The 19491-nt window shown below is 53.1% G+C and carries 15 protein-coding genes; 11 read left to right on the forward strand and 4 right to left on the reverse strand.

Annotated features, from left to right (window positions below; all coding sequences use genetic code 11):
• Positions 1-132: 132 nt before the first annotated feature.
• Positions 133-2286: a catalase/peroxidase HPI gene (gene katG / locus K7H08_RS10910; RefSeq protein ID WP_231657918.1), complete on the forward strand. Its 2154-nt coding sequence runs from the start codon at positions 133-135 to the stop codon at positions 2284-2286.
• Between the two features lie 66 nt (positions 2287-2352).
• Here the strand turns inward: katG and K7H08_RS10915 are convergent, their stop codons facing one another.
• The 3 genes from K7H08_RS10915 to K7H08_RS10925 are packed head-to-tail and all read right to left on the reverse strand — an operon-like array spanning position 2353 to position 4732.
• Entirely contained in the window at positions 2353-3282 is a 930-nt protein-coding gene (locus K7H08_RS10915; RefSeq protein WP_231657919.1) for a biotin-dependent carboxyltransferase family protein, read from the reverse strand.
• Entirely contained in the window at positions 3279-3983 is a 705-nt protein-coding gene (gene pxpB, locus K7H08_RS10920) for a 5-oxoprolinase subunit PxpB (RefSeq protein ID WP_120386222.1), read from the reverse strand. The genes K7H08_RS10915 and pxpB overlap by 4 nt, the downstream gene beginning before the upstream one ends.
• Positions 3980-4732 (reverse strand): 5-oxoprolinase subunit PxpA, encoded by a 753-nt coding sequence (locus K7H08_RS10925; RefSeq protein WP_038478855.1) that lies wholly within the window; start codon positions 4730-4732, stop codon positions 3980-3982. The genes pxpB and K7H08_RS10925 overlap by 4 nt, the downstream gene beginning before the upstream one ends.
• 666 nt (positions 4733-5398) lie before the next feature.
• Here K7H08_RS10925 and K7H08_RS10930 point away from each other — a divergent pair.
• The 4 genes from K7H08_RS10930 (at position 5399) to K7H08_RS10945 (ending at position 9395) form a co-directional block, all read left to right on the forward strand.
• Positions 5399-6388, forward strand: a complete 990-nt coding sequence (locus K7H08_RS10930; protein WP_038478852.1) for a LysR family transcriptional regulator — start codon at positions 5399-5401, stop codon at positions 6386-6388.
• A 32-nt stretch (positions 6389-6420) separates the two neighbouring features.
• Positions 6421-7410, forward strand: a complete 990-nt coding sequence (locus tag K7H08_RS10935) for a TRAP transporter substrate-binding protein (protein WP_038478849.1) — start codon at positions 6421-6423, stop codon at positions 7408-7410.
• 93 nt (positions 7411-7503) lie between these two features.
• On the forward strand, positions 7504-8067 hold the full coding sequence (locus tag K7H08_RS10940; protein WP_231657920.1) for a TRAP transporter small permease: 564 nt from the start codon (positions 7504-7506) through the stop codon (positions 8065-8067).
• A gap of 23 nt (positions 8068-8090) precedes the next feature.
• A complete protein-coding gene (locus K7H08_RS10945; protein ID WP_038478843.1) occupies positions 8091-9395 on the forward strand; it encodes a TRAP transporter large permease in 1305 nt (434 codons plus the stop codon).
• 14 nt (positions 9396-9409) lie between these two features.
• Here the strand turns inward: K7H08_RS10945 and K7H08_RS10950 are convergent, their stop codons facing one another.
• Positions 9410-10942, reverse strand: a complete 1533-nt coding sequence (locus K7H08_RS10950) for a GGDEF domain-containing protein (RefSeq protein WP_038478840.1) — start codon at positions 10940-10942, stop codon at positions 9410-9412.
• 219 nt (positions 10943-11161) lie between these two features.
• Between K7H08_RS10950 and K7H08_RS10955 the strand changes: the two genes are divergently transcribed.
• The 6 genes from K7H08_RS10955 to K7H08_RS10980 all read left to right on the forward strand — a co-directional run bounded on the left by K7H08_RS10955 (position 11162) and on the right by K7H08_RS10980 (position 19474).
• A complete protein-coding gene (locus tag K7H08_RS10955) occupies positions 11162-13861 on the forward strand; it encodes a bifunctional diguanylate cyclase/phosphodiesterase (protein ID WP_231657921.1) in 2700 nt (899 codons plus the stop codon).
• A gap of 117 nt (positions 13862-13978) precedes the next feature.
• Complete coding sequence (locus K7H08_RS10960) at positions 13979-14707, forward strand: HAD family hydrolase (RefSeq protein ID WP_038478834.1); 729 nt, start codon at positions 13979-13981, stop codon at positions 14705-14707.
• Entirely contained in the window at positions 14700-15410 is a 711-nt protein-coding gene (locus K7H08_RS10965) for a UTRA domain-containing protein (protein ID WP_038478831.1), read from the forward strand. Before K7H08_RS10960 ends, K7H08_RS10965 begins: the two co-directional genes overlap by 8 nt.
• Positions 15411-15565: 155 nt before the next feature.
• Positions 15566-16615, forward strand: coding sequence for a putative 2-aminoethylphosphonate ABC transporter substrate-binding protein (locus K7H08_RS10970; RefSeq protein WP_095603645.1), 1050 nt, complete (start codon positions 15566-15568; stop codon positions 16613-16615).
• A gap of 43 nt (positions 16616-16658) precedes the next feature.
• Complete coding sequence (locus K7H08_RS10975; RefSeq protein WP_231657922.1) at positions 16659-17783, forward strand: putative 2-aminoethylphosphonate ABC transporter ATP-binding protein; 1125 nt, start codon at positions 16659-16661, stop codon at positions 17781-17783.
• Complete coding sequence (locus K7H08_RS10980) at positions 17780-19474, forward strand: putative 2-aminoethylphosphonate ABC transporter permease subunit (RefSeq protein WP_038478822.1); 1695 nt, start codon at positions 17780-17782, stop codon at positions 19472-19474. Before K7H08_RS10975 ends, K7H08_RS10980 begins: the two co-directional genes overlap by 4 nt.
• The last annotated feature ends 17 nt before the right edge of the window (positions 19475-19491 follow it).

The raw sequence follows: 19491 nt of genomic DNA on the forward strand, positions 1-19491 counted from the left end.
GATGAGGTGCTTTAAAACAGTACATATCAACGCAACGCTTGCTGATTACCTACACTGTAGACAGCAATATGAGATGTCGATCATCTGTTTCCTTGGCGAGTCCAAGGCAAAGAGCAAGAAGGGGAGAGAAACATGAGTGGCAAATGTCCTGTAATGCATGGTGGTAATACGTCTACTGGCACCTCCAACAAAGATTGGTGGCCAGAGGCGTTGAACCTAGACATTCTGCACCAGCATGATCGTAAAACTAACCCGATGGATCCTGACTTTGACTATCGGGAAGAGGTCAAAAAACTCGATTTTGACGCCCTCAAACAAGATGTTCATGCCTTGATGACTGACAGCCAAGCATGGTGGCCAGCCGACTGGGGCCACTACGGTGGCCTGATGATCCGCATGGCATGGCACTCTGCTGGAACTTACCGCATTGCCGATGGCCGTGGTGGCGGTGGTACCGGTAACCAGCGTTTTGCACCGCTCAACTCCTGGCCGGATAACGTAAGCCTTGATAAGGCGCGCCGTTTGCTGTGGCCAGTGAAGAAGAAGTATGGCAATAAAATCAGCTGGGCCGACCTAATAATTCTTGCGGGTACGGTTGCCTACGAATCTATGGGGCTGCCCGCTTACGGTTTCTCGTTTGGTCGCGAAGACATCTGGCACCCAGAGAAAGACATTTATTGGGGGGCTGAAAAAGAGTGGTTAGCGCCTTCTGATGAGCGCTACGCTGATGTCAATAAGCCAGATACCATGGAAAACCCGCTTGCAGCGGTACAAATGGGGCTTATTTACGTTAACCCGGAAGGGGTAAATGGCCAGCCAGATCCGTTGAAGACGGCAGAGCACGTGCGACTAACGTTCGCCCGTATGGCGATGAACGATGAAGAAACAGCCGCACTTACAGCGGGTGGCCATACCGTGGGTAAATGTCATGGCAATGGTGATGCCGCTGCATTGAGCGCTGAGCCTGAAGCGTCTGACGTTGAGAACCAGGGCTTTGGCTGGGGCAACCCGACCATGGATGGCAAAGCAAGCAATGCCGTGACGTCGGGTATTGAAGGTGCTTGGACCACCAACCCAACTAAGTTCGATATGGGCTACTTTGACCTGCTGTTTGGCTACGAGTGGGAGCTGAAGAAAAGTCCTGCTGGTGCTCATCAGTGGGAGCCTATCGACATTAAAGAAGAGGATAAGCCGGTTGATGCAACCGACCCCTCTGTGCGTCACAATCCGATCATGACCGATGCGGATATGGCGATGAAGATGGACCCGACGTACCGTGCCATTTGCGAAAAATTCATGGCCGATCCGGAGTATTTCAAGCAAACCTTCGCTAAAGCGTGGTTTAAGCTAACGCACCGTGATCTAGGCCCGAAAGCACGCTATATCGGCCCAGAAGCGCCGGCTGAAGACCTTATCTGGCAAGATCCTGTGCCTGCAGGTAGCACCGATTACTGCGAAGAAGTGGTTAAGCAGAAAATTGCTGAGAGCGGCTTAAGCATTAGCGACATGGTCAGCACCGCGTGGGATAGCGCGCGCACTTACCGTGGTTCCGACATGCGCGGTGGTGCTAACGGTGCGCGCATTCGTTTGGCTCCCCAGAAAGATTGGCAAGGCAATGAGCCAGCGCGTCTTGCCGATGTGCTTAACGTATACGAGCAGATCTCTGTTGATACGGGGGCCAGCATTGCCGATGTGATTGTCTTAGCGGGTAGCGTGGGTATTGAAAAAGCGGCCAAAGCAGCGGGCTTTGATGTGCGTGTGCCGTTCCTCAAAGGCCGTGGTGATGCCACTGATGAGATGACTGACGTAGATTCTTTTGAGCCTTTAGAGCCACTTGCCGATGGCTTCCGTAACTGGCAGAAGAAAGACTACATCGTCAAACCCGAAGAAATGCTGCTGGATCGTGCCCAGTTGATGGGGCTCACCGCACCGGAGATGACCGTGCTGTTAGGTGGAATGCGTGTGCTGGGCACCAACTATGGTGGTACCAAGCACGGTGTGTTCACTAACCGTGAAGGTCAGTTGACCAACGACTTCTTTGTCAACTTGACCGATATGGGCAACAGCTGGAAGCCGGTGGGCAATAATGTTTACGAGATTTGCGACCGTCAAACGGGCGCGGTTAAGTGGACAGCCTCTCGCGTTGATCTAGTGTTTGGTTCTAACTCACTGCTACGCTCATACGCAGAGGTGTATGCCCAGGATGATAACGGCGAGAAGTTTGTCAAAGACTTCGTCGCTGCCTGGGCAAAAGTGATGAACGCGGACCGCTTAGACGTTGCATAAACGTCAAAGCAACGCTTGCTCTAAGTAACTTCCCTGTTCTAACCCGCATCGAGAGATGCGGGTTTTTTAATGCCAATGGCTTAATTGCTTCCGATAGGCAATTTGCGCTTGGCTGGCACTGACAGGGCTCAAATGCACCTCGGTTCCCGGTACGCATTGAGCAAGCAGCGCACAGGCCATCGGGGTAAGTGCACCTAGGCGTGGATAGCCGCCAATGGTTTGGCGGTCATTCATTAACACAATCGGCTGGCCGTCGGGTGGGATTTGCACGGCGCCAAGGGGAATTCCTTCAGAAATAATGCCACCGAGCGTGCAATGCAGAGGCTGGCCAGTGAGACGAACACCCATGCGATCAGCGCGATTATCTACTGTCCAAGGCTGGTTAAAAGCGTTGTACAGGCTGCGTCCGGCGAAATTTGAAGCTTGCGAGCCAAGCACCATGCTGAGTTGGCAGCTTTTTTCTGGCATGGCGGGGGCTGTTCCTTCAGGCAAGCTTCGCTCGCCGGGTGAGCTACCTTGCCAGGTGAGCTGGTCGCCGGTTTGTAGCGGTCTGCCGTCGTCACGGAGCCCGCCAATTTGCTCGCGGGCAGTGCAGGAACGGCTGCCCAGAATCGTTGGTGCGTTTAATCCGCCAGGAAACGCCAGATAGGCCCGTAGGCCACGCCGAGGCTGGCTGAAAATGAGTGTTTGACCGGAACGCAGCAGAAAGCTTGTGTTGGTGGCTAATGGCTGTCCATCGATGGTGGCACCAAGATCGGCCCCGGTGAGCGCCAGACGTACCTCGGCATTGGCAACCAAGCTGAGGTTGCCACCCATAACAATCTCCAGTGCCGCGCTATCAGGTGCGTTACCGAGGAGCCAGTTTGCCCAGCGAAATGAAATCCAGTCGGCGGCACCGCTCTGGGTAACTCCCAAATGACCCACGCCGAACCGCCCTAAATCTTGAATCAGAGCCATTGGTCCGGCCTGCTTAACCGTTAGCATTGCCTGGCTCATGGCCGCTCCTCCATCGGCGTTGTATCGCCTCCTGCTGCTTCAAACTCTGCTTTGCCAATCGCTTTAAAGCGCACCTTATCGCCAGGGCGCAACAGGGGCTCGCCCCGCTTAGCGTATTCAAATAGCGGTACGGCGGTGCGACCTAAAATATTCCATCCCCCTGGAGAAAGGAGCGGGTAGATAGCCGTTTGTCGATCGGCAATGCCCACACTGCCTGCCGCGACTTTGCGGCGGGGTGTTTTCAAGCGAGGCGTGGCGATGCCTTCGTCTACCAACCCCATAAAACCGTAGCCGGGGGCAAAGCCCAGCGCGAAAACGCAGTAATCATGGTCGCAGTGACGCTCGATCAGAGAGTCAACGCTGAGCCCTGCGCGTTTTGCCACCAGCGGAAGCTCAGGGCCAACGCTTTCGTCATACCATACGGGGATCTCATGCAACTGACCGTCCTGAGATTCGGCAGGCGTTAAGTGGCGCAAGGCACTGCGAATCAGCGTAGCGACTTGGCCAAAGGTTAGTTGCTGGCTGTCATAGTGCACCAGCAGCGTGGTGTAGGAAGGAATCAGGTCAATGAGTGCCTCGCCCAGCGCATCGCGCAGGGTTTGATCGGCAGCGATGATCCACGCCATATTGGATTCATCGATAGTGTCAAACAGCCGTACCGTTACGGCGTCCATGGCCGCCGTTTCTAAACGCAGTTTCACGCAGACTCCAGCGCCGTAAAGGCATCACGAATCGCGCGCACGGCAGCCACCGACTCAGGATTGTCGCCGTGCACGCACAGGGTGTCGCAGGGTAGGTGCAGCGCGCTGCCGTCGCGGGCGGTCAGCGCCTCGCCTTTGGCGAGCGCAACGGCTTGCGCAACGATAGTGGCTTGGTCGTGGTGGACAGCACCCGCCAGACGGCGAGAGGCGAGATGGCCGGTCGCTTCATAAGCGCGGTCAGCGAACGTTTCAAACCACAGGGTAATGCCCATTTTTTTCGCCAACTGACGATGAGGTTCCGGATCGGCAGTTGCCATGACCATCAGCGGAAGGTCGGCATCATAAGCACGTACCGCACGCATGGCTCCTTCCAATAACTCAAGATTCGCCGCCATGTCGTTATACATCGCTCCATGGGGCTTTATGTAGCTCAGCGTCACGCCTTCGGCTTGGCAAATTCCGGCCAGCGCACCGACCTGGTACAGCATCATATCCTCTACTTCTGCGGGCGAGCAGGCCATAGAGCGACGACCAAACCCCATTAAGTCAGGGTAACCGGGGTGGGCGCCAATACGTACGCCATGCTGACTGGCCAAGGCGACCGTGCGACGCATTACATGAGGGTCTGAGGCATGATAGCCACAGGCGATATTGGCACAATCGACGTAAGGCATTACATCGGCATCTAAGCCAATCGACCAATTACCGAAGCTTTCGCCCATGTCACAGTTGAGCAGTGGGGTTGCCATATCGTCTCCTAGCCTGTTTTGAATTTATTAGAGTCACTTGTTGGTTAACAGCGAGTTGTTAGTTAGCAGCGTTGGCCAAGAACGCTTATTTTTAATAACGGAGTGCTAATACTGAAGGATTTGTTGTTAAAGATGCGGTTGACAGTGTTTGTTATGACTACCTGTTGTAAATAGTTAGCTTGATTATCAGTGTGATGTCTTAAAACCAATATATGAACCTATCCTGTTAAGTTCCAATCGTTTTTAGCGATACTTAGTATCGGTGATTCCTATCGTGCTGTTATTTATTGGAAAAATGGTTGACGCTAGGGGGGAATACGATTATCAAATAAATAAAGCGACTCGATAAAAGATTATAAAAAAAACGCTCACGCCAGCCCTAACGAATACCCGCAGCACTAATAATAATCGGCGGTCGGTGAGTAGTTTTGAGGAGTGAAACATGCAAACGTCGGCCATGAGTCAGCTCGTCACTGTTCAGCTAGACACTGTTCAGCGAAAAATAGTGGGTAATCCCACCATGCTGGCCCTAAGATTGCATTACATAGCAATGCGACCATTTCACCCAGTGACACATTGCGCTAGGGGGCGGCACTACACGCGGCGTTACCTGCGCTGTGTAGGAATACCCGCCGATGTTACTGCAACCATTGGTTAGGCAAATGTATGCTTGATTTCAAAGAGCTAGACGCTTTTGTATGGGCGGTAAAGCTTGGCTCTTTTCGCAAGGCGGCGGTACGCCTACATATCACGCAGCCTTCTGTTTCTGAGCGTATTTCACGTTTGGAAAGCACCGTAGGTGAGCTATTGCTTGAGCGCTCGGCGCGTCCGGTTCAGCCGACCATGCGTGGCCGCGAGTTCTTTCTGCATGCTGAGCGCATACTGCATCAGCGTGATGAGGCGCTAAAGCTATTTGATAGTGCTGAGACATTTTCTGCGCCCCTTAGGCTCGGCACCATTGAAACCATTGCACATAGCTGGTTTCCCGCGTTCATTCAGCAGCTTACTGAGCGTTTTCCAGAACTCATTATCGAGTTAACAGTTGATTACTCTCCGGCTCTTAATGATCGGCTGATGCGCAATGAGATTGATATTTTGCTGGCAATGAATGGTTACTTGGCTCCGGAGCAAATTGAGTGCGAGACGTTAAGTCCTTATGAGATGGGCATGTTTGTTTCACCTCGTCATGCCGCGCTGCTAAGCGAACACCCCAACGCTTGGTGCCAGTCGTTGCCGTTTATTTCCTTTGGCAGGCAGGCTCGCCCCTACGAAGAACTGGTTCGTTACCTTTCTGATGTGGGCGTTCAGCAGCCTCGTATCCATAGCGTTAGCACATTGATGACCATTGCACGAATGACGATGGAGGGGCTGGGAATCGGTGCGCTTCCGGTCGCCACCGTATTAGATGAGTGGCGGCGGGGTGATCTATACCGTTTAGCGCTACCCGTGCCGTTGCCGCCTATGAACTATGATGTGATATGGCGCAGTGCGAATCATCCTCGCTTTTGCCGAAGTGTGGGGCGGATCGCCCAAGAATGTGCAGCCAATTATGCCATAGAGCGGTGCGCTGACATGGCAAACACAAGTTTTACCGGCCGCTGGGTTTGCCCTAGCGCAACCCCTACCACTCCCGAAGCAACACCTCGATCAACCTGAACTTCCATTAATATGAATAAGAGGACGTCCCCATGCATAAACGTATAACAACGCCATTACTGCTAGTGACCGCTTGCAGCCTCGCCGCTGCGGCGACCGCCCATGCGGCTGAATGGACCATGGCAACGCCTTATGGTGATGCAAGCTTCCATACCCAAAACAATAAACAGTTTGCAGAGGATGTGGCTGAGGCCACAAACGGTGACTTAACCATTACGGTGCACAGCGGTGGTTCTCTGGTTTCTCATGGTGAAATTAAGCCGTCGGTGCGCCGGGGTACGATTGATGCTGGCGAAGTGTTCCTTTCTGTTCTTTCCAATGATGACCCTATTTTCGAAGTTGATACGCTGCCGGGGGTAGCCGGTAGCTATGAAGATGCCTATGCCTTGTGGGAAGCCACTAAGCCGATGATTACTGAGCTATTTGCCTATGAAGGAATGGTGCCTTTGTATGCTGTCGCTTGGCCAGCCCAGGGCATTTACACCTCTGCGCCGTTAACGGATCCCGATCAGTTCGACGGCTTGCGGGTGCGTGCGCCAAATATTAATACTCAGCGTTTCGTTGATAATTTAGGTGGCAGTCCGACAGAAACCGAAGAGTCTGATATTCCTACTGCCTTTAGCACCGGTCGTGTGGATGCCATGATTACTTCCAGTTCTACCGGTAACTCCATGGCAGCCTGGGACTATGTGACCGACTACACCGATGCCAACTTGTGGCTGCCTAAGAATATTGTGTTTATGAGTCAGCGAAGCTTTGATCGTTTAGATGAAGCTACCCAAGACGCGCTGATGGAAGCGGCTGCTCGGGCTGAAGAGCGTGGCTGGCAAATGAGCCGCGAGAACAATGAAACTAGCCTGGAAGCACTGAGGGAAAATGGCATTTCAGTTTCTCAGCCTAATGAGGCGGTCTCTGCTGCTCTGCAAGCGGCGGGCGATGAACTATTTGCTGACTGGGAATCCCGTGCTGACGACGATGCAAAACAAGCCTTAGAGAACTATCGCGAGCAACGCGGTAACTGAGTCTTAACAACTAATGCTGGTTTTAAGTAATGCTGGCTTTAAGGGCGGCTGTGTGCCGCCCTTACCACCCACGCGCTCAATGAGACTGCGAACATGATGTTTAAATTCGACAAACTCTACCGCCTCGGTGCTTGGGGTGCTGCCGCGTGTATGGTGGCTATTTGTACACTTATCGCACTGCAGGTCACGTTTCGGTTAGTAGATGCGCTGCTTGTTTTGGTTGGCCTTAGCCGACTCGGCGTGAGCATCACCGGCGTTTCTGAGATGGCGTCTTATCTGTTAGTCGGGGCAACGTTTCTTGGGCTTGCCTACACCTTTGTCCACCATGCGCATATTCGGGTGACGCTGCTTATCTCGCGTCTACCTTCTGCCATACGCGTCTGGTTTGAGGTGTTTGGATTGCTCATTGCGGTAGTGATCAGCCTTTTGCTGACCTATGGCTTGATTGGACTGGCAAGAGAAAGCCTTCAATATAACGATGTATCGTCAGGCTTTTTATCGATTCCCTTGTGGATACCGCAATCGGTATTAGTTGTTGGGGTAGGGCTCTTGGCATTGGCACTTCTGGAAGCCTTGTGGATAGCGCTGCGTATCGCTATCCACGACCCTGCGAGCTTCCGTGAAGCAACCGCCATCGACGACAACGAAGCGCATTAAGACGCTACCCAGGAGACACCCTCGTGCTATTACTTAGTTTGGCTACCATCTTTACCCTCGTGGTGCTGTTAGGCAGTGGCGTCTGGATTGCCTTTGCTCTGATTGGCACTGCTTGGGTTGCTCTTCAGTTTTTTAGTCCCTTCGACCCCGGCCCTATTCTTGCCTCGGATTTTTGGGGAGCAAGCTATGGCTGGGATTTAACGGCATTGCCGATGTTTATCTGGATGGGTGAGATTCTGTTTCGCTCAGGTCTTGCCGACAATATGTTTCGTGGCTTGTCGCCCTGGTTAAATCGCCTGCCAGGACGTTTACTTCACACCAATATCATTGGCAGCGGCATGTTTGCCGCCGTATGTGGCTCTTCAGCGGCGACCTGTGCAACGGTGGGGAAAATGACCCTGCCAGAACTCGAACGCCGCGGCTATGACAGCAACATGGCGATTGGTACATTGGCCAGCGCTTCAACGCTAGGCTTGCTGATTCCGCCTTCCATCGTACTGATTGTTTATGGCGTGGTGACTGAACAGTCCATTACCCGGCTATTTATGGCAGGCATTGGGCCAGGGCTGATGATCTTGGCCATGTTTATGACCTATCTGGTGCTGTGGGCCCTATTGAAAGGTAACCGAAACGGCTTAACCGGCGCTGATGAGTCGGGCATGAGCTTTGTTGAGAAGCTGCGCAATACCTGGTCGCTGGTGCCAATCCTGCTGCTTATTGGCGGTATTATCGTATCGATCTATGGCGGCCTAGCATCACCAACAGAAGCTGCCGCGGTAGGCGTCGTGCTGTCGATGGTCATTGCGCATTTTAATGGCCACTTTAATCGAGACATTTTTACCAGCTCGTTATTTGCCGCAGTACGTACCGCGTGCATGATCGCCTTTATTATTGCTGGCGCGTCATTTTTGACCTCTGCGATGGGCTTTACTCAAGTGCCTATGCAGTTAGCTCGCACGATTGGTGAAATGGGTCTATCTCCTACGATGCTGCTAGTGGCCTTAACGGTGCTGCTGTTGATCATGGGCTGTTTTTTGGATGGTATTTCACTGATTCTGCTAGTCACGGCCATCATTATGCCAGTGGTTAGCGCCGCTGGATTTGATCTGATCTGGTTTGGTATCTATCTGGTGATTGTGGTCGAGATGTCACAAATTACGCCGCCTGTGGGGTTTAACCTATTTGTCATTCAAGGACTCACTGGTAAAGATATTGTCACCATCACGAAAGCAACACTGCCATTCTTTTTGCTGATGCTGCTGGCGATTGCTTTTATGCATCTCTTCCCTGAAATCGCCTTGTATCTACCCCAGGCACTGAATAGATAGTAGACGACTAACGGTCAATCTTGGCCATGAACGGAGATGCCCCGGCGGCCAGAGCGTTTGATGAAATACATGCTCTGGTCGGCGGCATCTATCAGCTCCCGTTCATTGCTGAAGTTGCCATTGCTTAAACACGCAATGCCCATAGATGCAGTGATATACAGTGCTTCTTGGTCAATTTCCAACATAGGTTGCTCATTTAAATACAGAGCAATGCGTTCGGCTAACTGTCTCGCGGTTTGAGCGGTCTCATCGGGCAAGATAATTAAAAATTCTTCACCGCCATAGCGCCCAGCCAAATCGCCTGAGCGAGTTAATGACGCTAGTATCTTACCAAAACGTTCCAGAATTAAGTCGCCTGTCTGGTGGCCATATTGATCGTTAAGCACTTTGAAATGATCTAAATCGATAAACACCACTGACATTGTGCGGCCTTGCTCATTGCAAAGCGCAAAACGTTCTTGGAGTTGCTGCTCTAACCACGCACGGTTGGCCAATTGAGTTAGTGGGTCAATACGGCTGCGTTCTTCTAATGCAGAATTATGCAACTGTAGTGTATCCAGCTGCTGTTGCTGAGCATCTAATCGTGCGGTGAGCGTCAAAGAGTGTTGATAGAGCAACTGCTGTGCGTCCGCCAGCAGTGTTTGACTATTCACCGGAGCGGGTACGGTGAGATCCAGAATATCTGTTAATAAATCAATTTGTTCTGACAAGTGATGGAAAAGCGCTTCAATGACATTCGTAGGCAGTGTTTCTGTGACCGCTAACTGCCTAAGCAACATTGCTAAGGTGGTGCTTGGTTCAGGGCTGAGCCATGCATCGGCGATTGAACCGGATAAACGTAGACAGAGTGTTGCCATGTCATCGGTTAAAAAGCCGTCATGACTTTGGTCAATAGCATGCACGATTGAGGAGGGTAGCCCCCACTTGGCGGCTAACCAAGCGCCAATCAGTGTGTGGTCACTGCCAAAGTGGCGGCGTTCAGCGTTGACTAACTGTGCGTGAGACACTTTGCTTTCAGCGTATAGTGCTTCGGCCTCGTCTGGGTAGGTGGTGAGGATCGCGAAAATGCCTATATCCTGCAGTAGGGCAAGCGTGAATGCGCTGCCAACCTGTTCGGGGCAGAGTTGGTGAGCCAGCTTACTTGCTACCACGGCGGCAACAATGGCGCGTCGCCAAGTTTGTAGAGCTGCGTTCTCTGTGGGTGGCCAGGGAAACAGAGTGAAGCTCAATACGGTGGCGAGCGTTGCGTCTAATCCCAGTCGCTGGGTTGCTTCCAAACTGGTTTGTGCAGGATGAGCTGAACGAAGGTAGTGCACGCTATTCGCGGCCGCAATAAGGCGGGCCGTTAACCCAGGGTCGCGTTCAATAACACGAGCATAGTCACTCAGAGGAGCACGGGGGGAGCGCGTTACTTCAAGCACTTGCATGGCAATAGCAGGAAGCGAAGGTAGGTTGGCCGAGCGTAATAACGCATTACCAAGAAAACTGGGAAGCCCATTAGTAAGCGAGGTATAAAGTGTTTCATCTTCTGTTGAACGGCTCGTCATATTACCCCTAAACGTGCTGTCCAGCGTAGCGAGCAGCCACTAAGTTATGTGCTAAGTTATCAATCATAGCGCCTGCGTCTGTTTAGCAGGGTTATAGATAGGCGTGGTACATCAGTAAAATAACTGTTTATGCTGTAGCCCGCTGCATTTTATTGCAACAGCTTATTACAACAGTGCTCTGTGGGCAGCTGCTCTACGATGACAAAAGTGAGTGCTCCAATGCACACCATAAACGAAGCGTCGGAGATTTTCCGTCAGTTGGCGGAAGGTTTAGGACGTAGTGGAAGACCTGACTTTTATACGACGCTTGTCGAGCAACTTGCCCAACTGCTTGGGATTGATCATGCGTTGATCGCTGCGGTCACCGAGCCTCATATGGCCACAACGTTGGCCGTTTGGTCAAATAATCATCATCAGGAAAATGTCGCTTATCCTCTCATTGGAACGCCTTGTGAAACGGTTTTAGGTAGAGAACCTTGCTTGTATGCCTGCGATGTTCAGGCGCGCTTTCCTAAAGACGAGCTACTCAGCCAACTGGGTGCAGAGAGTTACATGGGACTGCCTCTGTTTTCATCCGATGGCTCGGCCATTGGTATCTTAGCGGTGTTAAGCAATAAACCGATGCAGCTTGATGGACTTGAAAACGAAATTTTGCGCATTGTGGCTGCTCAAGCGGGGGCAGAGCTTGGTCGCTGCCAAGCCGAGCAAGCGCTTCGTCAAAGTGAAGAATTGGCCCGAGAGAGTGAGCGGCGTTTAAACACATTGCTTAATCACCTTCCTGGTATGGCCTACCGTTGCCTAAATGACCAACACTGGACGATGCAGTTGGTCAGCCAAGGGGCTGAGGCGCTCACGGGCTACCATCCGGACGAATTACAAGATAATCGACTCATCAGTTTTGCCTCCCTCATACACGAAGCCGATCAAGATCGCGTTCATCTAGCAGCACAACAGGCAATCCAGCAGCGTCAGCCATATCGCGTGGTGTACCGATTGCGCCATCGGGATGGCAGTTACCGTTGGATGTGGGAGCAAGGGCAAGCTGTTATCGATGATGATGGCCATGTTGCCTATCTTGAGGGCTTTATCTCAGATGTGACCGACCAGCACGAATCACAACGCGTGCAGGATGCGGTGGTACAAGTAGCCTCTACAGTTACCTCACGCGTAGGAGACGATTACTTCCACCAGTTGATCATCACGTTAGCCACGTTATTAGAAGCAGATGCTGGGTTTATCGCGTTACTGGATCAACCTGTTCCACAGCTTTTGGGAGCATCTAATAAGATAAACGCGGTGCTACCCGCAACAGCAGCCCAGACCGTTAGTTTAGTCACGAATGGCCAGTTAATAGATAACCAAACGTTTATGCTGCAGGGAACGCCTGCTGAGCGAGTCGTGTTTGAAGGCGAGAGCGTTGTTCAAAGTGGCCATGCGTTTACGCTGCCGGGAACCTCGTTAAGTACCCAGGCGTGGATAGGCCGCCGCTTGGATAATGCTAAGGGCGATGCCATCGGCGTGATGATGGTGTTTTATCAAACACCACTGACGACCAATGCGTTTGCAACTTCCGTGCTGAGAATTCTCTCTACTGGTGCTGCAGGTGAGCTTGAACGTCGCCGTGATCATCGTCACATACATCGTCTTGCCTACACAGATAACACAACAGGATTACCTAATCGTGCGCGCTTTATGGAGCTATTGGCCAGTATGGGAAAAGAGGCAGCTAGTCAGGATGACTCTCTTTCACTGCTGCTGCTGGATATCCGACGCTTTAAAGAGGTAAATGATTTACATGGCCACGAGGTAGGAGATCAGTTACTCGCAACCGTAGCCGAGCGCTTGAGGCAAGCTAGCCTATCTAAAAGCGCTGTCGCACGACTTTCCGGTGATGAATTTACGATACTGCTACCCAACATTGAGGATGTTCGTCTTCAAGAAGTAGTGTTTCAGCTATGCGAGGTAATCAGGCGCCCCATCCAGCTGGGGCATCGTGTTTTTAATCTCGACGTCAGTATTGGGGTAGCCAGCTATCCAAGCGATATATCGGAGGCCGGTGAGCTGTTTAACGCAGCCAGTATTGCACTCCATCACGCAAAACGCCGTGATAATAGCGTATGCCCCTATACACAGGCGATGCGTCAGACGCTGGAACGCCGGCAATGGATGACCGAGCGCCTGCATCAAGCCATTATTGAAGGGCGTCTACAACTTTACTTCCAACCCCAGTTTAGTCTTGCTAGCAAAACATTGACGGGGGCTGAAGCGTTGTGTCGCTGGTTTGACCCTGAGTGGGGCTGGGTAAGCCCCAGCGAGTTCATTCCTCTGGCGGAAGAGCGTGGCTTGATCCGCATGCTGGGAGACTGGGTGCTAGAAGAAGCGGCACGTCAGTTAAGTGTTTGGCAGGCTAGCAATATGCCACTGCCAGGTAGGCTCTCAATCAATATTTCAGCGCAACAATTTGCCGATCCTCAGCTAACCGCACATGTGGCTAAGCTAACCGCCTGTGTACCTCCGGGCAGCATTGCGCTTGAACTGACTGAAAGTGATTTTATGCGTGATCCCGATCAGGCGGTCACAATTACTCAGGCTATGCGTCAGGCTGGCTACGCGCTGTTTATTGATGACTTCGGTACGGGTTACTCATCGCTCTCGTATTTACGGCGCTTCGCTGCGGATGCGTTGAAGATAGACATTTCGTTTGTGCGTGACATGCTCGATAACCACCATGATCGGGCGATTGTGCAAACCATTATTGCCATGGCTGACACGCTTGATATGAAAACCCTTGCAGAAGGAGTTGAAAGCCCTGCCCAGGCCGATTTGCTCGCACAAATGGGCTGTAGCGAAGCTCAGGGGTACTGGTTTGGTCGTCCGCTACCCGCCGATGAGTTTGCCTCAATGTGGTTAACCCCTTAAGCTATTTTATTGACAGGTAGGGCGAGCAATTTCCATTCTCATCAATGGCGTCATCGTCCTGTCATCATCGTTGGCATACCCTACGCGCCGCCGAACTCGCGAAAAAAGGAGTGCCACATGCGCCTCGCTCTGTTTGATCTTGATGACACCCTCCTGGATGGAGACTGCAGCGACCGCTGGAATTTATGGATGATTGAGCAGGGGTGGATCAGTGATGCCGAGATCTTTATAGCCCGTGCCGAACAGATGCAGCAGGCTTATCATGCCGGTAAGCTAAAGCTAGAGGAGTACTTGGCAATGACCTTGGCGCCATTGCGGGGCCGCCGAGTAATAGATGTACAAAAAGAAGTTGAGCGCTTTGTCGCTACCCATTTGCAGCCCCGTATTTTTGATCAAGCCTGGCGCTGCCTGGACGCGCACCGCCAGTCAGGCGATATCCTCGTCCTCATTTCTGCGTCATCGCATCACCTGGTCGCGCCGATTGCGACGATGTTAGGGATTGAGCATGTGCTGGCGGTAGAGCTAAGTGTCGAACATGCGGCAAGCGGGGCAAGCTACACCGGCCATAGCAAAGGCGTGCTCTCTTACCGTGGGGGGAAAGTAGTGCGTTTTCAGCAGTGGTTAACCGAGCAAAAAATTGCTCCCAGCCACACAACGTTCTACTCAGATTCCCGCAACGATATCCCGCTGCTGCAGTATGTCGACTGCCCCGTGGCGGTTAACCCTGATCCCGTGCTGGCGGAGGTAGCTAGTGTAGAAGGGTGGCAGCGCTTAGACTGGCGGATGGCAGCGTCGACAGACGCTTCATCGGCCAACGATCTATCAGGAAAATCGGCGCATGCCTGATGCCTACTATTTACAGTTAACGGAACAGCTTCGTTATTTAATTACCCAGCATGCCACGCAGTGGGAAGGCAAATTGCCCGCTGAGCGAGTGTTGGCAGAGCGCTTCTCTACGACCCGCGTTACGTTGCGCCAAGCCTTAGCGCAACTGGAGGGGGAAGGGCTCATTCACCGCAGCAATCGGCGTGGTTGGTTCATTTCGCCCGCCCGGCTGGTGTATGACCCCACCCGGGACGCAGGCTTTAACGACTATGTGGGGGCTCAGGGGCGGCAACCACGCACGGCGGTTTTAAAGCTGGAAACCCGCTCACATCTGGTGGCTGCCCGTGCCTTGGGGCTGCCCGATGACCAGCCGTTTCACCATATTCGCCGTCGCCGTTACGTGGATGATCGCGCTGTGCTGGTGGAGTCGCTTTGGGTGGTGCCAGAGCGTGCGCCAGAGTTGCTAGACATCTACAGCGGACAGTCACTCTGGGGGTTGTTGAGAGGGCGGTGGGGGCATCACTTGGCCAATCGCTCGATACGCATGGTGTCCGAAGCGCTGTCGCCATTAGATGCAGAAGAGTTACTCGTTGCCCCGGGCGCGGCAGGGCTAAACATTTGCCGTGCCATTTTTGATGATCAACAGCGCCCCATCGAATATGACGAAGAGCACTGGTTACACGATTCGTTATGCATCAGTGTTGAGCTGTCTGGCCAGCAGTAACAAGGTTACGAAGACAAGGGCGCTCAAGAGACCCCTCACAAGAACTTATGCTTGAGCGTACATAACAACTTAAAAAATCGGTCAAACAAGCGTCATCGCACTGTCATTTAACAACGGCAAACTCCTGGTCTATACCAAAACGCTGGGAGCCTACCATGTCGAAACTTCGCCGTTTGTTCCAACCTACTCAGATTGCAACTGCTCTGCTTGCAACGACTGCCGTTGCCTTCACTTCGGTGGCTAGCGCCACTGAGCTAACGGTGTACACCGCCGTTGAGTCAGATGACCTGCAAAAATACGCCGAACGCTTCAATGCCGCCCATCCCAATATCACCATTAACTGGGTGCGAGATTCTACGGGCGTGATTACTGCGCGCTTGCTGGCGGAAAAAGATAATCCCCAGGCAGACGTCATCTGGGGCTTAGCCGCTACTAGTCTGCTGGTACTTGAAGAAGAGGACATGCTGGAACGCTATGCGCCCGCAGGCGTTGAAAACCTTGATCCTAAATTTATTGATGCTGCTTACCGTAATGGTGAAGACCCTGCGTGGGTAGGCATGGATGCCTGGGTCGCGGCCATTTGCTACAACACTATTGAAGGCGAGCGCCAGGGCGTGCCCATGCCGACCTCCTGGGAAGACCTGACCCAGCCTGAGTTTGAGGGGCATGTGATTATGCCTAACCCCAACTCCTCCGGTACCGGCTATCTGGATGTAGCCAGCTGGATGCAGCTGTGGGGCGAAGAGCAAGGTTGGGACTATATGGACCGTCTGCACAACAACATTTCCCGTTACACCCACTCAGGCTCTGCTCCTTGCAGCCTGGCGGCCACCGGTGAGGCAGTTGTTGGCGTGTCGTTTGCCTTCCGTGGGGCACGGTTAAAATCTCAAGGCGCACCGATTGAAGTGATCTTCCCGGAAGAGGGGCTTGGCTGGGATATGGAAGCTGCCGCCATCGTTGCGGGTACCGCCAAACAAGAAGCTGCACAAACGCTGATGGATTGGGCCGTTTCCCGCGAGGCTAACGAACTCTATAACGAAGGCTACGCCGTGGTGGCCTATCCCGGTGTGGCACAGCCGATTGAAAACTATCCTGCGGACATTACCGATCGCATGATTGATGCCGACTTCCAGTGGGCCGCAGTTAATCGCGAGCGCGTGCTGGCAGAGTGGCAGCGCCGCTACGACGGTAAAACCGAACAGTAAGCACGAACAGCTGCCCCGGCCAAGGCCGGGGCTTGGAGATGTTATGCAGACCACACTGACATCGCCGCTGACGGCTCACTCGGCGGCGAAACCCCTCTCACCCTCTGCGCACCTAAGCATAGATGGTGTCACCAAGCGTTTCGGTAGCTTTACCGCGCTGGACAACATTGCGCTACAGATTCAGGAAGGCGAGTTTGTATGCTTTTTAGGGCCTTCTGGCTGTGGCAAAACAACCCTTTTGCGCACTATTGCAGGCCTAGCTCAGCAAACAGCAGGTAGCTTAATTCAGCGCGGCAAGGATATTTCCATGCTGCCCCCGCAGGCGCGGGATTTTGGCATCGTGTTCCAATCTTATGCGCTGTTTCCCAATCTGACGGTGTTCGATAACGTTGCCTACGGGTTACGCAACCGTCGCAGTGATCGAACGGCGATTGATGCCCGCGTGGCGGAGTTACTTGCGCTGGTTGATCTTAGCGGCAGCGAACATAAATATCCTGCCGCACTTTCTGGTGGGCAGCAGCAGCGGGTTGCGTTGGCACGAGCGCTGGCTACTGAGCCCGGCCTGTTGCTGCTGGATGAACCGCTCTCTGCGCTGGATGCGAGGGTGCGCGGTCATCTGCGACATCAGATCAAAGCTCTACAGGCGCGTCTTGGTGTGACCACCATTATGGTGACCCACGATCAAGAAGAAGCACTCACCATGGCTGACCGTATCGTAGTGATGAACCACGGGGTGATCGAACAAGTGGGTACGCCTGCCGAGATCTACCACCAGCCCGCCAGCGCTTTTGTAGCGTCATTTATTGGCACCATGAACTTTCTAGAGGTGACCGCACAGGCGAATAACCACGCGTTACTAGGCACTATTTCCTGCCCTTGCTTGCCGCACGTCTACCCACAAGGCCAAGCAGCTCAACTGGCCATTCGCCCCGAGTCAGTCGCGCTTAGTGCCAGCACCACTGGGCTGAGCGGTGATGTCATGGGCATTGAGTTTTTAGGTGCGTTTCAGCGGGTATCGCTGCGTCTTAACAATACCGAACAATGGTTGCTGGCTGATGTTCCCAGCCGCGATAGCGCCACACTAGGATTAAGGCTAGGGCAAACCTTGGGTATCCATCTGCCTGCTGATGCTGCCCGCTTATATCCGGCAGGGAGCAACCAGTCATGAGGGCGAGTATATTTTCAGCGCCTGCAGCAACGCCTTCGCTGGAAGCATTGATACGCCTGATCGTGCTGCTAGCGGCTGTGGCGCTGTTAGTATTCGGCCTGCTGTTTCCGCTATTTGCGATGCTGGTGAAAAGCCTGCAAGACCGCAGCGGCGACTTTATTGGGCTAGCTAACTTTGTGCAGTATTTTCAAACGCCAGCACTGGTCAATTCGATCGCCAATTCATTGCGCGTTGCGTTCACTACGACGGTGGTCGTCGCAGGGCTCGCCTTTTTATGCGCCTACGGCATTACCCGTACCTGCATGCCAGGCAAACGGCTGTTTCGAATGTTGGCGATTTTGCCCATTCTAGCCCCTTCGTTGTTACCCGCCATTAGCTTGGTTTATCTGTTTGGTAACCAGGGTGTTTTGCGCGATGTGCTGGCAGGTCATTCGATTTATGGGTCGATTGGCATTGTGATGGGCATGAGTTTCTGGATTTTTCCCCATGCGCTAATGCTGCTAACCACTGCGCTGACAAATAGCGATGCACGCCTCTATGAAGCAGCAGAAGCACTGGGCACGCCGAAGTGGCGTACATTTTTGACGATTACGCTGCCCGGGGTGCGTTACGGGCTGATTTCATGCCTGTTCGTGGTCTTTACGCTGGCCATTACCGACTTTGGTGTGCCGAAAATTATTGGCGGCCAATTCAGCGTGCTCGCCACCGATGTGTATCGCCAAGTGGTGGGGCAGCAGAACTTTCAAATGGGCGCGGTGGTTAGCGTTATTCTACTGATGCCCGCAGTGCTATCGTTCATCGTCGACCGCTGGATACAGAAACGCCAAGTGGCTCAGCTTTCGGCTCGGGCAGTACCGTGGCAGCCAACGCCTAGCCCGCTGCGAGACTGGACGTTTGCGCTGCTGTGTTATTCGGTCGCGGGCATTATTCTGCTGGTCATTGGTACCGCGGTGTATGCGTCGCTCATACAGTTTTGGCCCTATAACCTGTCGTTTACGCTGCAGCATTACACCTTTCAGGGCTTAGCCGGCGGTGGCTGGGGTGCGTGGTTTAACTCCCTCAAACTGGCCTTTAGCGTCGCGTTAGTGGGTACGCTGGTGATTTTCTTTAATGCGTGGCTGATTGAAAAGAGCGAAGGCTATCGCCCGCTGCGCCAGGGCCTGCATTTTATGGCCATGCTACCCATGGCGGTGCCGGGTATGGTGCTGGGCCTGGCTTATATCTTCTTTTTCAACCAGGCAGGGAATCCCCTTAACTGGCTGTACGGCACCATGGCGATTCTGGTGCTCAACACGCTAGTGCACTTCTATACGGTGTGTCACCTCACCTCTGTCACCGCGCTGAAACAGCTCGATCCGGAGTTTGAAGCCGTGGGAGCCTCGTTAAAAGTACCGTTCTGGACCACGTTTAGCCGCGTGACATTGCCGGTATCGCTGCCTGCCGTGCTGGATATTTCTGTCTACCTATTCGTCAATGCGATGACGACAGTGTCTGCGGTAGTGTTCCTCTATAACAGCGATACGCGGCTTGCTTCAGTGGCGGTACTGCATCTGGACGAAGCGGGCTATTTTGCTAGCGCCGCGGCCATGGCTGTGCTGATTTTCCTGACCTCGCTGGTGGTTAAACTGCTCCACACTGCGCTTACCCACGTTCTCTTAAACAACGCTCAGCGTTGGCGTCAGGCGGGCTAAACAGCCCGCTACGGCAG

The organism is Halomonas sp. IOP_6, from assembly GCF_021151565.1.
GTDB lineage: Bacteria > Pseudomonadota > Gammaproteobacteria > Pseudomonadales > Halomonadaceae > Vreelandella > Vreelandella alkaliphila.